Annotated in this window: 27 protein-coding genes; 9 read left to right on the top strand and 18 right to left on the bottom strand. The window is 46.2% G+C overall.

Going from position 1 to position 19,020, the window contains the following annotated elements; translation table 11 throughout:
- Nucleotides 1–7 precede the first annotated feature (7 nt).
- The 3 genes from FEF09_RS20110 to FEF09_RS20100 are packed head-to-tail and all read left to right on the top strand — an operon-like array spanning nt 8 to nt 1,668.
- Nucleotides 8–259, top strand: coding sequence for a hypothetical protein (locus FEF09_RS20110; protein ID WP_146306766.1), 252 nt, complete (start codon nt 8–10; stop codon nt 257–259).
- Between the two features lie 42 nt (nt 260–301).
- Nucleotides 302–1,282, top strand: a complete 981-nt coding sequence (locus FEF09_RS20105) for a TIGR03885 family FMN-dependent LLM class oxidoreductase (RefSeq protein ID WP_146306765.1) — start codon at nt 302–304, stop codon at nt 1,280–1,282.
- Entirely contained in the window at nt 1,279–1,668 is a 390-nt protein-coding gene (locus FEF09_RS20100; protein WP_222597045.1) for a DUF6766 family protein, read from the top strand. The genes FEF09_RS20105 and FEF09_RS20100 overlap by 4 nt, the downstream gene beginning before the upstream one ends.
- A 1-nt stretch (nt 1,669) precedes the next feature.
- Here FEF09_RS20100 and FEF09_RS20095 read toward each other — a convergent pair whose 3' ends face one another.
- Entirely contained in the window at nt 1,670–2,062 is a 393-nt protein-coding gene (locus tag FEF09_RS20095) for an SPW repeat protein (RefSeq protein WP_146306764.1), read from the bottom strand.
- Between the two features lie 10 nt (nt 2,063–2,072).
- Nucleotides 2,073–2,681: a DUF4142 domain-containing protein gene (locus FEF09_RS20090; RefSeq protein WP_186774424.1), complete on the bottom strand. Its 609-nt coding sequence runs from the start codon at nt 2,679–2,681 to the stop codon at nt 2,073–2,075.
- 107 nt (nt 2,682–2,788) lie between these two features.
- Between FEF09_RS20090 and FEF09_RS20085 the strand changes: the two genes are divergently transcribed.
- A complete protein-coding gene (locus FEF09_RS20085) occupies nt 2,789–3,028 on the top strand; it encodes a hypothetical protein (RefSeq protein ID WP_146306762.1) in 240 nt (79 codons plus the stop codon).
- 97 nt (nt 3,029–3,125) lie between these two features.
- Here the strand turns inward: FEF09_RS20085 and FEF09_RS20080 are convergent, their stop codons facing one another.
- The 7 genes from FEF09_RS20080 to FEF09_RS20050 all read right to left on the bottom strand — a co-directional run bounded on the left by FEF09_RS20080 (nt 3,126) and on the right by FEF09_RS20050 (nt 9,839).
- On the bottom strand, nt 3,126–3,806 hold the full coding sequence (locus FEF09_RS20080) for a DUF421 domain-containing protein (RefSeq protein ID WP_146306761.1): 681 nt from the start codon (nt 3,804–3,806) through the stop codon (nt 3,126–3,128).
- 3 nt (nt 3,807–3,809) lie between these two features.
- Nucleotides 3,810–4,505: a YetF domain-containing protein gene (locus FEF09_RS20075; RefSeq protein ID WP_146306760.1), complete on the bottom strand. Its 696-nt coding sequence runs from the start codon at nt 4,503–4,505 to the stop codon at nt 3,810–3,812.
- An 83-nt stretch (nt 4,506–4,588) separates the two neighbouring features.
- A complete protein-coding gene (locus tag FEF09_RS20070; protein WP_146306759.1) occupies nt 4,589–4,876 on the bottom strand; it encodes a hypothetical protein in 288 nt (95 codons plus the stop codon).
- A 97-nt stretch (nt 4,877–4,973) separates the two neighbouring features.
- Nucleotides 4,974–5,333, bottom strand: coding sequence for a four-helix bundle copper-binding protein (locus tag FEF09_RS20065; RefSeq protein WP_146306758.1), 360 nt, complete (start codon nt 5,331–5,333; stop codon nt 4,974–4,976).
- 82 nt (nt 5,334–5,415) lie between these two features.
- On the bottom strand, nt 5,416–6,087 hold the full coding sequence (locus FEF09_RS20060) for an HAD-IA family hydrolase (protein ID WP_146306757.1): 672 nt from the start codon (nt 6,085–6,087) through the stop codon (nt 5,416–5,418).
- A 2-nt stretch (nt 6,088–6,089) separates the two neighbouring features.
- Complete coding sequence (locus tag FEF09_RS20055; RefSeq protein WP_146306756.1) at nt 6,090–7,262, bottom strand: MFS transporter; 1,173 nt, start codon at nt 7,260–7,262, stop codon at nt 6,090–6,092.
- 129 nt (nt 7,263–7,391) lie between these two features.
- Nucleotides 7,392–9,839, bottom strand: coding sequence for an MG2 domain-containing protein (locus FEF09_RS20050; RefSeq protein ID WP_146306755.1), 2,448 nt, complete (start codon nt 9,837–9,839; stop codon nt 7,392–7,394).
- A 118-nt stretch (nt 9,840–9,957) separates the two neighbouring features.
- Between FEF09_RS20050 and FEF09_RS20045 the strand changes: the two genes are divergently transcribed.
- Nucleotides 9,958–10,542: a Crp/Fnr family transcriptional regulator gene (locus tag FEF09_RS20045; protein ID WP_146306754.1), complete on the top strand. Its 585-nt coding sequence runs from the start codon at nt 9,958–9,960 to the stop codon at nt 10,540–10,542.
- A 205-nt stretch (nt 10,543–10,747) separates the two neighbouring features.
- On the opposite strand, the gene FEF09_RS20040 is transcribed toward FEF09_RS20045, so the two are convergent.
- From FEF09_RS20040 to FEF09_RS20010, 7 genes are all read right to left on the bottom strand, one after another.
- On the bottom strand, nt 10,748–11,365 hold the full coding sequence (locus FEF09_RS20040; protein ID WP_146306753.1) for an alpha/beta hydrolase: 618 nt from the start codon (nt 11,363–11,365) through the stop codon (nt 10,748–10,750).
- A 17-nt stretch (nt 11,366–11,382) separates the two neighbouring features.
- The gene (locus FEF09_RS20035) at nt 11,383–11,685 is read right to left on the bottom strand and encodes a GNAT family N-acetyltransferase (protein ID WP_146306752.1); all 303 of its coding nucleotides are present in this window, start codon (nt 11,683–11,685) and stop codon (nt 11,383–11,385) included.
- A 10-nt stretch (nt 11,686–11,695) separates the two neighbouring features.
- Complete coding sequence (locus FEF09_RS20030) at nt 11,696–12,628, bottom strand: ring-cleaving dioxygenase (protein WP_146306751.1); 933 nt, start codon at nt 12,626–12,628, stop codon at nt 11,696–11,698.
- A gap of 18 nt (nt 12,629–12,646) precedes the next feature.
- A complete protein-coding gene (locus tag FEF09_RS20025) occupies nt 12,647–13,507 on the bottom strand; it encodes a pirin family protein (protein WP_146306750.1) in 861 nt (286 codons plus the stop codon).
- A gap of 23 nt (nt 13,508–13,530) precedes the next feature.
- Nucleotides 13,531–13,842, bottom strand: coding sequence for a hypothetical protein (locus tag FEF09_RS20020; RefSeq protein WP_146306749.1), 312 nt, complete (start codon nt 13,840–13,842; stop codon nt 13,531–13,533).
- Nucleotides 13,843–13,853: 11 nt separating this feature from the next.
- Nucleotides 13,854–14,429, bottom strand: coding sequence for a nitroreductase family protein (locus FEF09_RS20015; RefSeq protein ID WP_146306748.1), 576 nt, complete (start codon nt 14,427–14,429; stop codon nt 13,854–13,856).
- Nucleotides 14,430–14,511: 82 nt separating this feature from the next.
- Nucleotides 14,512–15,231, bottom strand: coding sequence for a pirin family protein (locus FEF09_RS20010; RefSeq protein ID WP_146306747.1), 720 nt, complete (start codon nt 15,229–15,231; stop codon nt 14,512–14,514).
- A gap of 330 nt (nt 15,232–15,561) precedes the next feature.
- Here FEF09_RS20010 and FEF09_RS20005 point away from each other — a divergent pair, with 330 nt between their 5' ends.
- From FEF09_RS20005 to FEF09_RS19995, 4 genes are all read left to right on the top strand, one after another.
- Nucleotides 15,562–15,954 carry a hypothetical protein gene (locus FEF09_RS20005; RefSeq protein WP_146306746.1) on the top strand — a complete coding sequence of 131 codons (393 nt, stop codon included), beginning with the start codon at nt 15,562–15,564 and terminating at the stop codon, nt 15,952–15,954.
- Between the two features lie 157 nt (nt 15,955–16,111).
- Entirely contained in the window at nt 16,112–16,318 is a 207-nt protein-coding gene (locus FEF09_RS20000) for a hypothetical protein (protein WP_146306745.1), read from the top strand.
- An 18-nt stretch (nt 16,319–16,336) separates the two neighbouring features.
- The gene (locus tag FEF09_RS31665) at nt 16,337–16,690 is read left to right on the top strand and encodes an SDR family NAD(P)-dependent oxidoreductase (RefSeq protein ID WP_222597044.1); all 354 of its coding nucleotides are present in this window, start codon (nt 16,337–16,339) and stop codon (nt 16,688–16,690) included.
- Complete coding sequence (locus tag FEF09_RS19995) at nt 16,636–17,232, top strand: SDR family NAD(P)-dependent oxidoreductase (protein WP_222597043.1); 597 nt, start codon at nt 16,636–16,638, stop codon at nt 17,230–17,232. Before FEF09_RS31665 ends, FEF09_RS19995 begins: the two co-directional genes overlap by 55 nt.
- 23 nt (nt 17,233–17,255) lie before the next feature.
- On the opposite strand, the gene FEF09_RS19990 is transcribed toward FEF09_RS19995, so the two are convergent.
- Complete coding sequence (locus FEF09_RS19990; protein WP_146306744.1) at nt 17,256–17,906, bottom strand: class I SAM-dependent methyltransferase; 651 nt, start codon at nt 17,904–17,906, stop codon at nt 17,256–17,258.
- Between the two features lie 104 nt (nt 17,907–18,010).
- The coding region (locus tag FEF09_RS19985) for an MFS transporter (RefSeq protein ID WP_186774423.1) at nt 18,011–19,020 on the bottom strand (1,010 nt) is incomplete at its 5' end.

Genomic DNA, 19,020 nt, shown 5'->3' with positions numbered 1-19,020 from the left:
ATGACATATGAAGCTGAATGATGATCTGATCAAAAAACTTGAAAAGCAGTACACGCCTTCTACCATGATAGACATGGAATTCAGGGGAAATGATCTCTCCTTTAAAACAGATGAAGAAGGCAATCCCATTTTACTTTTTATTGGCAAAAGAACTGGTGACGGAAATGTCAGAGGCGAGCGTTATGCCCGTACACTGAAGTATGACCGTGAGGGTAATCGTATCAAAGACCATTGGGAGCTGAAGGGTAAAGCTACGTGAAGTATATGGTGAGTTTGGTATGGAGATGGTAAGGTGTTTTGTATGACACAGATCACCTATCATGCATCTCACGAACAACATCCCCCTTCAGCATTACTGCGATATGCAATAGCAGCTGAGCAGGCAGGATTTCAGGCCGTTCACTCTTCCGATCATTTCCATCCATGGAGTGAGCGGCAGGGGCAGAGCGGCTTTTCTTTTTCATGGATCGCGGCAGCCATGCAGGCGACTACCTTACCCTTCAGTATGGTATGTGCCCCCGGACAACGGTATCATCCGGCAATAGTTGCACAAGCCATTGCGACACTTGCAGAAATGTTTCCGGGTAGGTATTCCGTTGAACTTGGTAGCGGTGAGGCTCTAAATGAATGCATTACGGGCGATATATGGCCACATAAAGAGGAGAGGAATGCCCGCTTGCTGGAATGCGCACAGCTGATAAGACGGCTGTTACAGGGAGAGATGGTAACGCATAATGGGCTGGTCCGGGTGAAAGAGGCGAAGCTCTATACATTGCCTGCTGTTATTCCGCCACTGATGGCAACAGCACTATCAGAGAAGACGGCTGCATGGGCTGGCACATGGGCAGATGGCCTTATCACGATAGATGCAGGTGGAGAACAGCTGATGAAGGTTGTGCAGGCGTTCCGTAATAACGGTGGCGCAGGCAAACCGGTATATCTGCAAATGGCATTCTCTTATGCAAAGACAGAAAAAGAAGCAATGGATGCAGCGTATGACCAGTGGCGTACAAATTTCTTTGCACCGGAAGTCTTAAATGATCTTAGCAGACCTACTCAGTTTGACAACATAGCAGATTATCTCAGACCGCAGGATGTGGCAGAGAAAATGCTTATCACATCCAATATTGAAAAGTGTATCAGTGAAATTCAGCGTTATACAGATCTCGGTTTCGAACGTATCATTTTACATAACGTTCACCGGGATCAGGAACGCTTTATCCGTGATTTCGGTGATAAAGTTTTACCCCATATCCGTCTAACCAAAAAAGAAAAATTATGACTACAGGCACAAAAAAGTATTCAATCTGGAAGAGAAAAGGTTATTTGTGGTTTACACTGGCTTTTTTCCTCGTATCCGTTGTTTTGCACTGGTATTTTGGCTGGAAAGTATTTGTTGATGAACAACTTTCGCATGGACAACCAGTTGAGTCAGGCAAATACATTACAGAGATGATGAGAGACACGATGGAGAACTGGCAGTCGGAGTTCCTGCAGCTGATATGGCAGGTGGCAGGGCTGGCTTTCCTTTGGTATTGCGGTTCATCCCAGTCTAAAGAAGGGGACGACCGGCGGGAGGAGAAGATCGACTTCATTATCCGCCGGCTGGAACCGGAAAGGGCAGAACAACTACTGGCAGACTGGAAAGAAAAATACCCGGAACAATAATCTATTTAGAGTGATGTGCTGTTCTGACAGACATTTCTTTTCCCAGCTGAAAAGGTATCCGGTCAGTAAGTAATCCGATTACTAACTGAAAGCCTCCAATGATCAGGTGTGGCAGAAAGATCCGGTCAGCAAAGCCAAGCAACCATGGAGATGTCATCAGCAGCAGACCTGCGATGACATCTATTGTAAGATGTGTCCTCATACTGATCATGCGCAGGAAACCTCCTTCGTAATTGGTGATAACAGAGACCATCAGGATGGCAATGCCGTAAATAACGGATGTCCAGTGAGCAGCAGAGCCATCATGGAAGGCGAACACCCAGGGCGTGGCAACCAGCAGAATCCCGGATGTATAATCAAGCAGTGCGTGTGTTTTGGTGCTGATGAAAGGCATACAGTATAGTTTATTGATAAGATTCTACATCGTCGAATTGATCGGGCGCATAGGTTTTACGTACATCTTCCAGTATGTGTCTGGCTTCTTCCAGATGTGCCGTAACAATGGGCAATGTTTGCTGCGCATAATGCTGCAGGGCAGTGTCTTTCATATTGTGTGCAGCTGCATCGAGCTTTTCCATTGTTGCCTGATGTGCTTTGACCATTGCTTTGATATAAGCCCTGTCGAACGCCTTGTCTTTTTGCTTTGCCATATCCATCACATCTTTATGATCCTGTTCTGACAATCCATTGGGTAAAGTTACACCAGCACTGTAACAGGCCTTTTGGAGTTCTTCATTGGATTGGGTATGTGCAGTGATCATCTTTTGTGCAAACGCTTTTAAGCGGCTGTAATTCGCATTCTTCAGAGCCAGTTTACCTAATTCGATTTCTTTCAGATTGGCATTAGCGGCATTTGTAGCAAAATTGACGGATGCATTACTGACATCCTCCATGCTTTCAGCCATCGCTTTAGTACTGTCCTTGCTGGCTTGCTGCTGACTTCTGGTATTATTCCCGCCACAAGCACAAAGCAGTACGGCGGTGAAGAGTCCGACGGTTGTTAATATCTTCATGTCTTTTAATTTACTGATGTGGTTCAAAAAGGGTACCATCACCATGCTGGCACAGTTTTATCAACTGATAGTCATGAATATGATTCTATCACTTAAAAACAAAGCATATGAGTTCAGTACTTAACCAGGGCCATGAAGAAGGGAAGGTAGCAAAGGCGATTGAACAACAGACAGCGAAGCTGCCATCGGATACTTTTCTGTGGGCAGCAATAGGCGCTATGGGCGTATCACTGGCATTACAGTGCCTGAAACAGAAGCATGTCAGTCTGTTCGTCGGACAATGGGCTGCGCCGTTTCTTTTATTAGGTATTTATAATAAGATCGTGAAGACAGAAGGACATGACTAACAGTAGAACAGTAGTGTGAAAGTCCGGATGCTGTGGGAGCTCCGGACTTTTTTTTACGAGAGATATTTACATAGAAGTGTTTCATTGTGTACACATATCATCTGACGGCTTTGGTTGTTTCGTGTGCACCGCAGTTAGGACATGTATGCTGCATCGGCGCAGCTGTAACACCACAGTAACTACATAACAGATGATGTTTCTCAGTGCTTAGTTCTTCCTGAAAAGCCTTATCGAAGGAGGGCAATACAGATAAACCGGGCTGTTCCTTCACCCGGCGTATAATGGTGAATGCTCCGCTGGCTTCCATAAAAACACGTTTGATCTGGCCCAGATGCAGGACCTGACGAACTCTTAGTTGCGCGAACAATTGTTCCCTGCTGATACGTGCTTCTTTCATTTCTTTTATCTGCAGGCATCCGTCTTCAAGAAGTACACTGATTTTGCCTTGTGAGGTACGTTCGAAACGTTCGCTATTTGTACTTAACCACGCGACAGTACGCTGTACTATTACTACGACAGCGCCAATAACAAGCCCCGGTAAGATACCGCGATCAGGCGTAAAGAGCGGTATCCCTATAGCGGCGGCGAGCGTGGATACTGCTGCCAGCTCATTTCGTGTAAGTCTGGTAGCCATCCGTTTGCCCATGAGGCGCAAGGCGCCCATCAGGATGAGGTAAACGAATATGCCTCTTATTATAATCTCAATAAAGAATTCCGGAGGTGTATCTCCTGCTATGATACGACCGATGTCTTCTAATTTAATCTGCGACTTTTCCATATACTATTTTGCTAAAACGGCTTTCTCCCAATCTTTGTCTCCGCAGACCGGACATGATTTATCTGACTGTATCCGTATTGTGTTCCCACAATGTCTGCAGGCGAGCAATGCGTCGTCAGCTGGCCTTTGTATATCTGTTCCAAGGCGGTCATCCATTTTTGGAAGAATACTATATCCGGGTTTTACAGGATCCGCTTTATATATGCTGAAGTTCCCGTTTGCTTCCTGATATACACGTTTGATCTGCCCAAGGTGATAAATTTCCTCACTGCGTAATATGGCAAAAAGTTGTTCTCTTGATATGTTCAATTTTCTCAGCTCTTCCAGTTCAAGTATGCCGTCTTTTATCAATATACTGACGGCACCCTGCGTGATATCTTCTACTTTTCTGCTTTTGAAGACAAACCAGGTGAATCCCCGCTGGAATGCCAGCACAAAGAACAGCATAACGACGCCATGAAGGATGCCTCGTTCAGGCATCTGCATCGGAACAGATATAATCGCACCAAGGGTAAGCATTACGGCCATTTCGGTGATGCTGAGTTGTCCGCTCATACGTTTGCCCAGTAGCCTGATGACAAACAACAATACCGCATAGATAATAATGGCTCTTATGAGTACTTCTATAAGAAATTCAGGCGGCGCGTTACCAAAGAGCAGCCGTTGCCAGTCATTGAAATGTATAGATTGCGGGTCCATTTTTGTGAATTAATGATACAAAAAGTGGCTCCCGCGACCATTGGCGGGAGCCCTTCTTCGACGATACACAGTAGACATTGCGATCATTGTTTCTCGTGCCTGCTTATAAACTTGTTGAAATAACTTTGTTCACCGTCCGCTTTTTCGTCCTGGTATAAGAATGCCAGATTATTTTCATCAAATTTGTCAAAGAATTCATCCCAGGATATTTCTTCCAGTTTGTCTGACCCATTCTCCGGAAAGTCTATTCGTAATATACCCGGATCGTTTTTATCACCAGTACCTTGCACCTGTGCGGGTTTGCCGTTTCTTGATTCCACCCATTCCTTAATAGTCTGATGGTCTGTTGTCACATTGGATGATTGTGTCATAACAAATTATTTAACTGAGGTAAGTACAATACTCATCACTGCCCAAAACTGTAGTGTTGCGGGGCTGTTATTGATCGGGGCTATATGTTTGTTGTTATTAGTTGTCTGTTACCATATGACTGATGACATCTTCGCAGATCTGTGCACAGCGCCGGCAGCTATCAGCACAGGCTCCGGCATTCGCTTGTGCCCATTGCATATGTGCCTCGCACACCTGTGCACAGGAATAACATACATCAATACAAAGTCTGCATTGCTTTTCGCTGAATTGTCCTCCGATGCTCATCACTGCCACAGTAGCCCGGGCAATAGCAGCGCATTCAAGCAGGTGAATGATGCAATCTTTTAATTTGTCGGCATTTTCACTTTTCAGGAATGCAGCTATTGCGTAGTCGCATTCTAACGAGGAAGCCAGACAGGCCTCCGCGCATTTTTGTATTCCTCTCTTGTCATACACTTACATTAACAACGATAATAGTCCCTTGATTCTATATCAATGAATATGCCTGTATGACGGACTGATGGTGAAAAATTATGCGTCAGGGGAGCTGTACAGCGGCATTATTGAGGTGAAGGATATTGAGTAGTTCTTTCATTTCATAAAAAACGGTGGCTCCTTCTTTTCTTAGTTCGTTACCATTGAATGGTTTTGCATAACCATATACTTTGAATCCGCCTCTTTGTGCTGCAATCACACCAGCCTTACTGTCTTCAATCACTACACACTCCGCAGGAGAAAAGCCCATTTGTTTTGCTGCATGCAGGAATATACCCGGATCAGGTTTCCAGCTGTTGATCTCATAACCACTGAAGATCCTGTTACCTTCTTCAAAATAGGGCATCAGACCGGTAATCGTAAGGTTCAGTTTCATTTTTTCTACGGGGCCGCTGGAGGCTACGCAGAAAGGTATAGTCAGGCTGTCAAGTATATCTTTAATGCCATTTACAGGACGCATTTCCGTTTTAAAGACCTCATATGAACGCTTACGGAAAGCCTGTTCGAAATCGTCTGGGAAGGGGCTATTTGCCTTCTGCTGTAACATTTTGATCCCTTCTCTTAACCGGATACCACTGAATTCTTCCACCGCTTCCTGCAGATCCATGGTCACGCCATATTCGGATGCCATATCTAAAAGTACTCTTACACCAATCACTTCACTATCTACTAATACGCCGTCACAGTCAAATATGATACATCCGGGCTTTGTCATGTTTACGATTTTAGATTATCTGTTAATGTGGTTGTTTGTGTTGTTGCTTTAATCTGTAATATCAGGACGGTAATCAATGCGCCAAAGAGCGCCATGACGGCAAATGCCCATCTGATACCTAAACCTTCTGCCAGAAAACCGACTACAGGCGGTACCACGAGGAATCCCATATACCCTACGGTGGATACGGCAGCAATGGCAGAACCACTGCTCATCTTTGCGGTCATAGTGGCCATACGCAGTACCAGTGGCACCACACAGGATACACCGAAACCGATCATCATGAAACCGATACTGGCGGAAATAGTATGCGGTAAAACAGCTGACACCATAAATCCGCAGAGGACCAGTATGCCGCTGTACCTGATCATGGTTGGTATGCCCAGGCGGTTGACAAGCCTGTCTCCGGTAAAACGTCCGGTACTCATGGCAATCATGTAAATGACGTAGCCGGCGGCGATCAGTTTCTCCGGCGGATGTACGGCCTCCTGAAAGAAGATATTACTCCAGTCGTACATTGTCCCCTCACATGCCATGACGGCAAATGATATCAGCCCGTACTTCATCAGGTGTTTGTCGGGCCAGATAAAACGTTTGGTATCGGCCTGTTTTTTAGGAGGTTCGTGCGGACTATCCGGGAATGCGAGAAAACCCATGATGGTCATCAGCACCGCTACTACCAGAAAATGCCATGTCGGGGTGATTTTCACATCCACCATTATAGCACCTGCAGCAGCAGCAGCAAAACCTGCCAGACTCCATACTCCATGAAAAGTAGTGATTATTGATCGATTATACAATGCCTGCACAGCAACAGATTGTGCATTTACAGAAATATTCATCAGATTCCGGGAAGAACCGAAGCAGAAAAGTACCAGACCCAGCTGCCATGGTTGGTTAACAACCCCGATCATCGCCAGCATCAGATTAAAGACCAGTACGCCGATCATCATAATGTTCCGGCTGCTGTGCCGCTGTAAAAGATAGCCGGTGACCGGTAACGTCATCACCAGTCCGATCGGCAGGGCGAACAGGTAAAAGCCCAGTTCGGCCTTATTTAATGATAATTGGCGTTGAATATCAGGTATTCTGGAGGCCCAGCTGGAGAAACTGAAGCCGGAGATGAAGAAAAATGCAGCGGTCGCGAGCCGGGCCGACCTTGGAGTGGTTGTCATGCGGCAAAATTAATCATTAGGGATCAGGGATAATAAATAAAAGGGCGCTTCAGCACTGAAGCGCCCTTTTTATTCATTTAAAGGAAATTCGATATCAGAGCGGGCATGTAGCCCCTGATTCTTAATTAATTAAAACACCTGTTCCACGCGTCCCACACGTCCATCCGCAGTAATACCTTCCACTACAATGCGGAAGCGTTTGGAGAAGTCATTGTTATAGAACTGGATCGTCCTCGCATAAGTGATGGAATCTACAGAAATGTAAGGGTTCCAGTACAGGGTCAGACGTTTATCAGGCAGTTCATGTACTTCTTTCTTCACGGCGTAATCAGGAGAATAGAACTCTTTCACCAGACTATAACCTGCTTTCTTCATACGCTCAAAACCACGGATGGTCTGATCGCCCTGATTATCACCGCCTTTCTTGGTGTATACGGCAATCGCACCACCGGCGCCACCACCGAAGCCACCCATAAATGGCGGACGGAATACTTTCACCAGTGCAATGTCATTTACGTTCACGTTTGCCAGCATACTCACGTCTGACGGCATTTCGTTCAGGTATAATGATGGTTTTGCACCACGCCATGAGAGGGCAGGGTTGTTAAGATCGCCTGTGATATTCAGACCGGCAACTCTGGATTGCAGGTACTGGAATATATTCAGCTGGAACGGCGTTTCTTTGGTGAGGTCGAAGGTATAACCATCACCTGAAGAGAACATACCGGAGGTATAACGCTGCTCGATAGTCTGCTGTGGTGTGATCTTTTTATCACGGATGTTCACCTCTTTCAGGTAAACGGTCTTATTGGTGATGGATCTGTTGACCTTATTGCTTTCATTGGCAGTGATCAGGAAACGGCTCATGGCAGCGTTATCCAGTCCCAATGGTACGCGGGCAGGGTAAGGTGTACTTACCGGCTGATTGATATCAAAGAAGTGTTTGTCGAAAGTGACCTGTACATCTTTCTTACGCTGTTTGTCATTCCCCTGGAAGAACACCAGCACTGTATCCATGAACTGGATATTAGGAATTTCAAACTCGCCTTTATCATTTACCTCGGCTGAAGAGAAGGAGGTACTACTGTCCAGTGGGTTTTTGAAGATAAAGTCCACTTTACCACCTGCAGCCGGATAACGGCCGGTATTGGTCACCGCTGTACCCTTTATGGACATACCCTGTTCATAAGGGTACTTCAGCTGTGGCATATCGTTATTGAGGATCTTTTTCCAGCTGAATCTGCTCCAGCCATTGGTCAGCATGACCAGATCGATCGCGTCGATCGTTGCTTTGGCGGTATCTCTGAAGTACCAGCCCGGATTATAGACGTAGCCTTTCAGGTCGGACGTCAGGAGGAATGTAGACAGGATATTGTGTTCATCCGGATCTTTCAGTACCTGATCAGCATCTGTGATAGAGATAGACATGGTGCTCTGCATGCTGTCTGGTGCAAAGAGTTCGATAGAGCTCTTTCCTCTCGGCGTATTGCTGATCTCTGCGTTCATGAAGCTGAGGTCGATCTGGTCAGCTTTTCGCACGAAGGACAGTCGCTCGGAAACCGGCAGTCCTTTATCGCTGAAAAGGGTTACGTGTACGATACCTGTTGGCAGCCCCTGTGTAGGAATAAAACCGCTGATACGGCCTTCTCCGACGTCCAGTAATGCCTTATACACCAATTGGTTCTGTACCTGTGCAATCACCATCATCTTGCTATAAGCGGTATCATCCGGGTTCGCCAGAGTGGCCTGATAGAAGATACGATTACCCCGGTTGTACAGCTTCAGGGCTACACCCTCGGTACTTGCGGCAGGCAGGTCAAATGTTTTCTGCGGACCGGTACCTACTTTTACAACAGCACGGTATTGCTCACCGGCAACAGGTGTCAGATCAAAAGTACCCATACCATCATGAATCGTTTTGATCTCTGCTACCGTTTCCTTTTTGCTGTTTTGTACCGTACCGGCTACGGCTACAGGGAAACCATTCTGGTCGATCGCCTTGAAGGCTACCAGACCGGCATTGTTAGCCATCATGCTACCGCCCTCGGGGAAGAACTGTACGGCAAAGTCACTTTTGGTGGTATCCTTTGCCGGCAGAGGAACCTTTTTAGACGGATCCAGTATTTCGATATTCTTGTAGAAAAGGAAGGACTGGTCATAGTTCAGCATCCAGGCGGTGTATGCCCTGATCTGATACTGACCTGACTTCAGGGTTTCGGGCAGTTCAAAGTCACCTGCAGCGGCAGCACCCTGAGCGGGAAGCCTTTTTTTAGTGACTACATTACCATCTTTATCCAGCAACTCCACATACAGAATGGAGGCGGTCAGGGATGGTTGGCTTTGCAGCATGATGTATGCCTTGAACCACATCGTTTCGCCGGAGGCATAGATGTCTTTGTCGAAATGCAGGTATACTTTTTCCTGTGGGTAACGTTTTCCAAACAGTGCCAGTGCATTTGTAACCTTATCCTGCCAGTCGTCAGCCGGCAACAGGGAGAATGCTGTAAGCACGCCTGCCGAACAGATAGGGATGATCCATTTCAGTCGGGTGTACTTTCTTAGTGATGAAAATTCCATGCGGGACGATTTATTAATAACTATCTAATTTACTGTCAAAAACTAAGCGCTTTGCTTATTATTGCGGATGAAAGTAAGCATTTAAGCAACATTTAAGAAAACCGCCCATCAATTTACTATGTTCGGCCCAATTGACCAATTCGTAGCCAGGTTCATTCAGCTCACGCCGGAGGAGCAGGAATTCTTCCATTCCCTGCTGGAATACAGGAAAGTGAAAAAGAAAAGTTTTCTCCTGAAAGAGGGAGAAGTCTGTGATTATGAGGCATATATCCTGAAAGGCTGTGTACGTACCTTTTACGTTGACCAGCAGGGCGCCGAGACCAATCTGACCTTCGCGATAGAAGACTGGTGGGTCGCTGACCTGGCCAGTTTTTCCGAGCAACAGCCCTCAAGACAAAATATCGAGACACTGGAAGACTGTGAACTGCTGACGATCAGCTATGAGAACAAAAACCTCCTGTATGTCAGGATCCCTAAGTTTGAAAGACTGTTCAGGATATTATTACAACGTACGGCCAGTGTGATGCAGCAGCGTATTTATGCCTCTATCTCCCAGACGGCGGAGGAACGGTATCTTGCCTTTATGGAACGGTATCCGGCTATTGTACAACGCATTCCGCAGCATCATATTGCGCGGTATATAGGCGTTTCGCCGGAGTTTTTGAGTAAGGTCAGGAGTACAATGTACAGGAAGGGAAATTAGGAAACAGGCATTATAGGCGTAAGCTATAAAACACAAAGGGTGTCTGCCATATGGCAGACACCCTTTGTGTTTATGGTAAGAATCAGGATGCAGGGAAGTAGTTTATTCAACAACACATTACACTCAACTTATTTCACTTGCACAACGATCTCCGCTGCATTTAAAGTCCTGATTCCTGATTCCTGACAGGGAATGCGTTTCTCTCTTATTTAAAGACCAGCTTATTCGCCAGATTGATCTCTTCCTGACTGATCGTATGTCCCATATTGTTGTAAATATTGACCGTAATATCAGCCCCCATGTCTTTCAGCACTTTTTCTGTGGCTTTTACGCGATCTACCGGCACATGCGGATCGGGGTTGCTGGTACCAATGAATACCGGGCTTCCGCCGAAGTTGCCGCTGTAGTTTTCCGGATAGAGCTGATCTCCGATCAGTCCACCGGTAAAGGCGACCGTGCCACCATATTTAGCCGCATTGCGGGTGATGAATTCCAGAGTAAGACAGGCCCCCTGAGAGAATCCGAGGAAATAGATATTTTCTGCTGCGATACCGTCTGCCACTACCTCGTCTACCACTTCTTTCAGTACACTCAGTGCAGAAGACAGCCATGGCTCATTCTGTGCTGGTGGCATCAGGAACGAGTAAGGATACCATGTATGGCCGGTAGCCTGAGGGGCTAACAGTGCATAGTCCTTTACGTTCAGGTAGTTGGCCAGTGTGAGGATGTCTTCCGCACTACCGCCACGACCATGTACCATGATCAGCGCTTTCTTTGCTTCTGTCGTCTTTTTCCCTGCTGTTATTATATTGCTGGTATGCATAAGTTCAATTGTATGGATTATTCTCCTTCCTGTTTCAGCCAGATGTCCGCAAACTCTTCCGGATGTTTCTTAAACTGTGCGTGTACGTAGGCACACAGTGGTCTGACTTTCAGTTTATGTTCGCGGGCGTAGTCCACCATGCCGTTCATCAGGATTCTGGCGAGGCCTTTTCCTTCGACCTGAGGCATAATCTCTGTATGGTAGGCGGTGAGTACTTCGCCGTCTATTCCGATCACCATTTCGCCGGCCTGTTCACCTTCGTGCATCAGGTAGAAGGCACCGTGATTTTTGGCATTGAGCCTGATTACTACTTCATCCATTTTATTCAGATTAAAGAGCTGGTAATACTTTTTCGATGTCTGCGCGGATAGATTCGTACTGTACCGGCAGTTTCAGGTGCTGACCCAGTTGATCCAGAGGTTCGTCTACTGTGAAGCCGGGATTATTGGTCGCCAGTTCAAACAGTACACCTCCCGGTTCTCTGAAGTACAGGGAATAGAAGTAGTCGCGGTTGATCTTCTGGGTGATATTGAGTCCTTTTTTCAGGACTTTATCCCGGAACTGCATCAGGACTTCGTCATTTGCTACGCGGAAAGCTACGTGGTGGTTGGTACCGCCACCGCCTTTACCAGCGGATTCTTTTGGAGATTCGATCAGGTCAACGATCGCAGCTTCCTGTACAGCGTCTGTTATGAAACGGTGACGGTTACCTTCCTGTGCGAGGAATTTATAACCCAGTACGTCTGTCAGGATATTAGCGGTAGGACCGATACTTCTGAGGTTCAGTACGATGCTGTGGAAACCTTTTGTAGCGTGTGCGGCTTTTACTTCCGCTGTTTCCCAGCCAGTACGGTTGTCTGCATTTTCAGGAACGATCAGGTTCAGTTTCAGCCCATCCGGATCTTCGAATGGGAGGTACAGTTCACCAAACCTTTCCGCTACAGGACCATGTACCACATTCTTTGCTGCAAAACGGTCTGCCCAGAAATCGAGGCTGCCGGCAGGAACGGAATATCCGATCTCAGTAGCCATACCGGTACCGGTATTACCGCGACCGATGCCTTCCCATGGGAAGAAAGTAAGGATGGTACCAGGGGTACCCTGTTCGTCACCAAAGTAGAAGTGATATGTACCGGGATCGTCGAAGTTAACGGTCTTCTTTACAAAACGAACCCCTAATGTGTCTGTATAAAACTGAAGGTTTCTTTTAGCATTATCAGCAATCGCTGTAATGTGGTGCAGGCCTAATATTCTATCTTCCATAAAAAAATGTTTTAAAAGTTAATACTCCAATGTGCCAAAGCGTCCGTTCTTATAATCTTCTATTGCCTGATCTACCTCTTCTTTCGTGTTCATCACGAAATTGTCTTTAGCAGCCACTGGTTCGTCAATTACTTCCGCAGAGAGGAACAGGATCTGACTGTCCTCATTGGCAGCTACGGAGAATGTGCTGCCTTCCCTGTTGAATACGATCAGATGATGTTCTGCAACAGGGGTGATATCGTCGATGGTCACACGTCCGTGTGCGACGTAGAGGAGGGTCCAGTAATTTTCTGTTACATTAAACTCAATTTCTTTCCCACCGGCGATTTCACCTACTGCTGAAATAACAGGTGTAAAAGAGATATTCACCGGCCCTGTTTTGCCTTCGAATTCACCGCTTACAAGTCTGAGGTTGACACCGTCCTGTTCAAAGATCCTGGGCATGTCCGCTTTCCGTACAAACTGGTAACGGGGATCATCCCATTTATGCGCAGCGGGTACATTGACCCATAACTGCAATATTTCGATTGTACCGCCATCTTTATGCATCTGCTCTGAAGGGCCTTCACTGTGAAGGATGGCCTTACCTGCAAACATCCATTGCGCATCACCGGCATTCAGCAGCTGGTCATTACCGGTTGTATCCTTATGGTGTGCCTGACCCTGTAACTGGAAGGTTACCGGTGCAAAGCCACGGTGAGGATGAGGATGGATCCTTTCATCAGATCCCGGAGGGATGATGTCTGGTCCGCCGTGATGCAACACAATAAACGGGTTGGCAAAACGGAAATCCTGATGAGGTAATGGTTGTAATACCGCTTGTGTAGGGGTGATGTTTTTTGCTCTTCCTGCAAGGATGTGTGCAATGTTCTTTTTCATAGCAGCTATTTTATTCCGGAGTGTTATCTGTGCTCCAGGGCGTATAATATTTCGTTCTTTAATAACCCGCTGCCGCCACCAAAGTGTCTTTTCACGATGATATCGGGATTGCGTTGTGTGAAGTGGGCGGTCAGTGTCGCTTCTTCTTCCGGTGTGACACCTGCGCACAACAGGACGATATCAAATGATTCCTGATCAAAAGCGGCCAGTGCAGCTTCGTTTGTTGTGACGGTCAGTCCTTTCCAGTTTTCCGGTGTGTTCAGCAGGCGTTGCATCACTGTCATGATCTCCGCATTTCTTCCTATTGCAAGGATGTGCAGTTGTTGCGTATCCATATCAGTTGATTTTAGTCCAGATGAGCAGCGATTGTAGCAATCGGGTTACGGCTTCTGGCGGTTAATTCCCTTGTTTTGTAAGGTTCTTCCAGTTTCTCGGCACTGTCGATGTATCCTAATGCCACGATGGATACCGCTTCTTCATTTGCTCCTAAACCCGCTGTTTCGGCAATGTGCTGTTTATTGAATCCTGCCATGACGTGTGCGTATACTTCCATGTTCAGTGCCTGTAACAGCATGAAGGAGGTGGCCATACCTACGTCGTGCATGAAGTAATGATTTTTCTGCTGGGTATCAGGTGTCTCACGGATACCGATGGTCGCTACCAGTGCGGCTGCATTTTTAGCCCAGGGTTGGTTACCCGGCGCCAGTGTAGCCAGCAACTTGTCAAAACCGGCAGTACCACGTAAAGCATATATAAACCTCCATGGCTGGGTATTGTTCGCACTTGGCGCCCATGAACCGGCTTCGAGGATGGTCTCAAGTGTTGCCGCACTTAAATCTTTTGCAGAAAAGGAACGTGGGCTCCATCTGTTTTTAATCAGATCAATTACATCGTGTTGGGTGGTGGCAATCTTAATAGACATGTTCTTTAGTTTATATTTAATGTTTACGTTAAGCAAAGGTATATGTAACAAATCATGCTTTTCGGGCAATGAGTTGTCGATTTCAACTGAATAAAGGTATATCTATAACAAGCAGCTCGGCATTTTCTTCCAATGCGGTGATATTGAGCTGGCCGGGATCAGTAATACCATATCCGTCTCTCGTGTTCAGTTCCTGTCCGTCGATAGAAAAGGAACCACTGATGACGAAAAGATAAACCCCGTTACCCGTTTTTTTCACGTTATAGGTGGTAGAGATGCCTTTATCAAAGCGGCCCATATGGAACCATGCATCCTGATAGAGCCATGTACCTTCTCCGTTTTTGTCAGGAGAGATCAGCTGCTGCAGGGTGTTTTTCCTGTCGGCGATATTGATCTTTGTCTGATCATAGCGGGGCGTTACGTTCAGTTGATTGGGAAACAGCCAGATCTGCAGGAAACGGGCTGTTTTATCAGCATAGGCATTGTATTCACTATGAAATACACCGGTGCCGGTGCTCATTACCTGAATTTCTCCCGCTTCAGTGATCACGGTATTGCCCAGATTATCTTTATGTTCCAGCGCGCCTTCCAGCGGAATGCTGATAATTTCCATATTATCATGAGGATGGGAATCAAAGCCCCTTCCTCCGGCTACCACGTCATCATTCAATACTCTCAGCGCACCAAACTGCATCCTTTCAGGATTATAGTAGTTAGCAAAACTGAAGGTATGGTGGCTGTCTAACCAACCGTGGTCTGCGTGTCCGCGGGTGTCTGCCTTATGTAATATCGTATTTGCCATGATTGTTTGTTTGTTTATATGTTGCAACAAATATACGCCGGTATCTCTCAGCAATCCATTAATGTAGCTTAAGAAATCGCCGGGAGGAAGGAGCTGGTGGTGAGGAGGACCTGCTGCCGGGGTGTAAAAGGCTGATTACAAATACATTTCCGGCTGACTATCATCATAGGCCTTGTCCTATGGTCAGATTAATTTTATCATGCAGCCGGTCATAAAAACAGGTTAATTAAGCAGGATTTCAGGAACCAATAAGCATTTCATTTGTTTAACTCAAGGAAGGATCAGGCCTGGCCGACTGGATATACATTTAACTTCCTAAAACACAACACGATGGAAATCTACATCAGCGAAGAAGACATTCTTCTCAATATCCAGAATAAATTTCGCGAGGTATATCCCTATCTGAAACTCGAATGTTATCTCTGTCCGCATGAAGCGGAAAGGGCAAGCGCCAATAGTCAGAAAGTAGCTGCTGATACGCCTATTGAAGATATCCGGCTGGTGCATAGCTTTGGCTGGGTTGATATCAGTGAACAGCGGACTGTGGAAGCCGTAGAAAGAGACTTCTATCATGATATGGGACTCGCTATTCAGGTGTTCCGCCGTAATAAAGCCGGCTGGCTGCAAACAACAAGAACAGATGACCTGACACTTGCCGAACAGAATGAATTAGGCAGGGAAAGTGTCACCGCAGAAACCGCAGAGACAGAAATAGAAGCCTAGTCTGCTTAAAATCCCCCAGGCAGCAACAAATTCCACAGTGGTGTTTCAGCATGTATACAAATATGCTGGCTGACCACGCTTTACTTCCTCACTATGGCATGCGTGGCGTGCTCTTTGTTCCTGATATAGTATTCTTTCACCTTTAAAACGGAATATTATGGGACAGCAAAATCAAGAGCAGGATAATAAGAAAACGCAGGTGCGTAAAGAAGACCTTACAGGTAAGGCGGAACAGTCTGAAGCAGCAATAGAGCAGACTGAACGTGAAAGTCATAATAAAGGGGCAAAGGATGTAACGCCTGAAGCGCACAAAGAACATCCGGAATTAAAAGAGGCGCCTGAAAGTCTGAAAAATTCCCATTAATACACTAAATATAATTGTATGCCAGTAGTGAACGTGAATAATCGCAACCAATATGCGCTGATTACCGGTGCCACAAGTGGATTCGGCTACGAATTAGCAAAATTGTTTGCGGGAGATGGATATAGTCTGATACTCGTAGCCCGTTCGGAAGATCGCTTGCAGGAGGTAGCTACAGAACTTAAACAACAATATTCGGTAGAAGTAACACCTATTTCCGCAGACCTGTTCAGACCAGAAGCAGCAAAGGAAATATATGATGAAGTACAGGCGAGAGGGATTGTTGTGAATTACCTTGTCAACGATGCCGGACAGGGAGAGTGGGGAAGTTCATCGATATTGATCTGCAACGCAGTCTTGATATTATTCAGTTGAATATTTCTTCGCTGGTAGCATTAACGAAGTATTTTGCTACTGACATGGCAGCGCGCGGAGAAGGGCATATCCTGCAACTGGGTTCCGAGGCAGGTAAAGCGCCTATGCCGCTGTTATCAGTATATGCAGCAACAAAGGCATTTGTAATTTCCTTCAGCGCTGCTATCAGTAATGAACTGGAAGAATCCGGGGTTCACGTAACTGTATTACTGCCCGGAGCAGCAGATACTGACTTTTTCCATAAAGCAAATATGGAACATACGAAGACTTACAGGGAAGAGTCGTTGCAAACACCGGAAGAAGTGGCAAAAGATGGTTACGAAGCTTTGATGAGTGGTGAGAGCCGTGTGATATCCGGGGGCAAAACAAAAATGCATGTTTATATGGCAAACCTGATGAGTGATGATGCAAATGCTGTAAACATGCGTAAATTAATGGAGCCGTCTACGAAAGAAGATGGCAGAGAACATGCAGATCATGGACCATCCCGAAAGGAAAGAGAGGCGATCGGACATGCGTCGGGAGATCTGGAAGAGAGATAGGCATCATGCCTATCTCTCTTATTTTATGCCTGTTGCTTCCGTTTACGGTAAACAGCTGACCAGATAAATTTCCTGAAATAATATATTTCATATTCCGGGATATATCCTGCAGCTGCAAACAGCGGTCTCATATTCGCCAATGCACTGGCTTCTACTGCACATAATATCCGGAAGAAAAGATACATGGAATTCAGGAGCAGCTGTTGCCAGTATGGCGCCTGTTGCTGATAATGAAAGTCAGTAAACAGCCACCTTCCATCCGGCAATAACAAAGTGTCGAGATGCCTGAATAGTTGTGGTACTCTTTCCATTTTAAAATTATCAAAGAGAAAGGGTGTAATAATGATATCAAAGCCGGAAATACCAGTCTGCGAAAGGTTAAAATCCTCAATGGCCAGATGAATAAAATGCACTTCATTGGGTTGATAGTGCCGCTCTTTTGCTCTGGCAATCATATTCGCAGAAATCTCTACATAGTATATACGTTGCCCGGGCGCACACTGTGCTGCTATCCGCTCTAATATCCATCCTGTACCTCCACCGGCAATGAGTATTGTACTGTTGGGAGGTATGTATGACAACAATGCTGTCTGTGCATCTTTCTGCGAACTGCCGAATACAATTCCACTCAGAAAATCATAGTACCGCGCAATATTGTCATAGTTATTTTTCATGTGTCTGTAAATTAACAGAAAAGGGTCAGGGCACCAAAAAGCAACCCTAACCCCATATACACAAAACGAGACAAGTTATATCTAGTGATCTGCCAGCACCACTTTTACCTGCTGTCCTTTTTCTTAGGTGTCGCCAGCAATAGTAGCGGCAGCGCCATGAGGAATACAATACCTACCAGCAGATAGGCATCATTGAAGCTGAGAACAGATGTTTGCTTGATGATATTGGCATCCATCAGCCGGAGCGCTTTCGCATGTGCTTCTACTGCGCCTGCACCTTTGGATATGAAGAACTGCGTATAGTCAGCCAGCCGTTTTACCGCAACAGGATTATCAGGTGTGATATTGGAAACGAGATCTGAGCGGTGTACCGCATTACGATTGGCCAGATAAGTGTTGACCATGGCCAGTCCGAACGAACCACCCAGCTGACGCATCATATTGTTAAGCGCAGCACCTTGTGCAAAGTCTGCCGGTGCCAGTGCGGACACGGCCAGTACAGATAATGGCACCGTAATCATGGCCAGTCCGACGCCTCTTAGTATCAATGTGTTGGTAAGGCTGGACGCACTGACATCGAGGTTATACCCCGACATCTGCCAGCTGAAAAGGATGAACATAGACATACCCAGCGTAATCATTACTATCGGAGAAATACCCCGTTGTAACAGGCGTGCAGAGATGATCAGTCCTCCGATGGCCAGGATAGCTCCCGGTAATAGTAATAAGCCTGTTTGTGTAGGTGTGAAATTGAGCAGGCGTTGCGCAAATACCGGCGTCAGAAAAACTGAACTGAAAAGCCCTACACCTGATACAAATGTCATCACAGCTGCGAGACTCAGATTCCTGCTTTTTAGTACCCGCAGATTGACGACGGGATTAGGTGTGGTCAGTTCCCACCACACAAACAATAAAAGGCCAAAGAATGCTGTTATACTCAGGAAAATGATATCCTGCTTCGAACAGTCGTCCGTCTCTCCCCGTTCCAGCACCGTTTGCAGCGAACCGATACCTATGGCCAGCAAAATGATACCTGCCCAGTCGATATTAGTTGTTTTTACCTTGATCTCCGGTTCTTTCAGCAAAGCATAACAAATACTTGCCGCCACGATGC

This window comes from Chitinophaga pinensis (assembly GCF_007896845.1).
GTDB classification, from domain to species: Bacteria; Bacteroidota; Bacteroidia; order Chitinophagales; family Chitinophagaceae; genus Chitinophaga; species Chitinophaga pinensis_C.
This window is presented reverse-complemented; position numbering and strand designations above follow the sequence as displayed.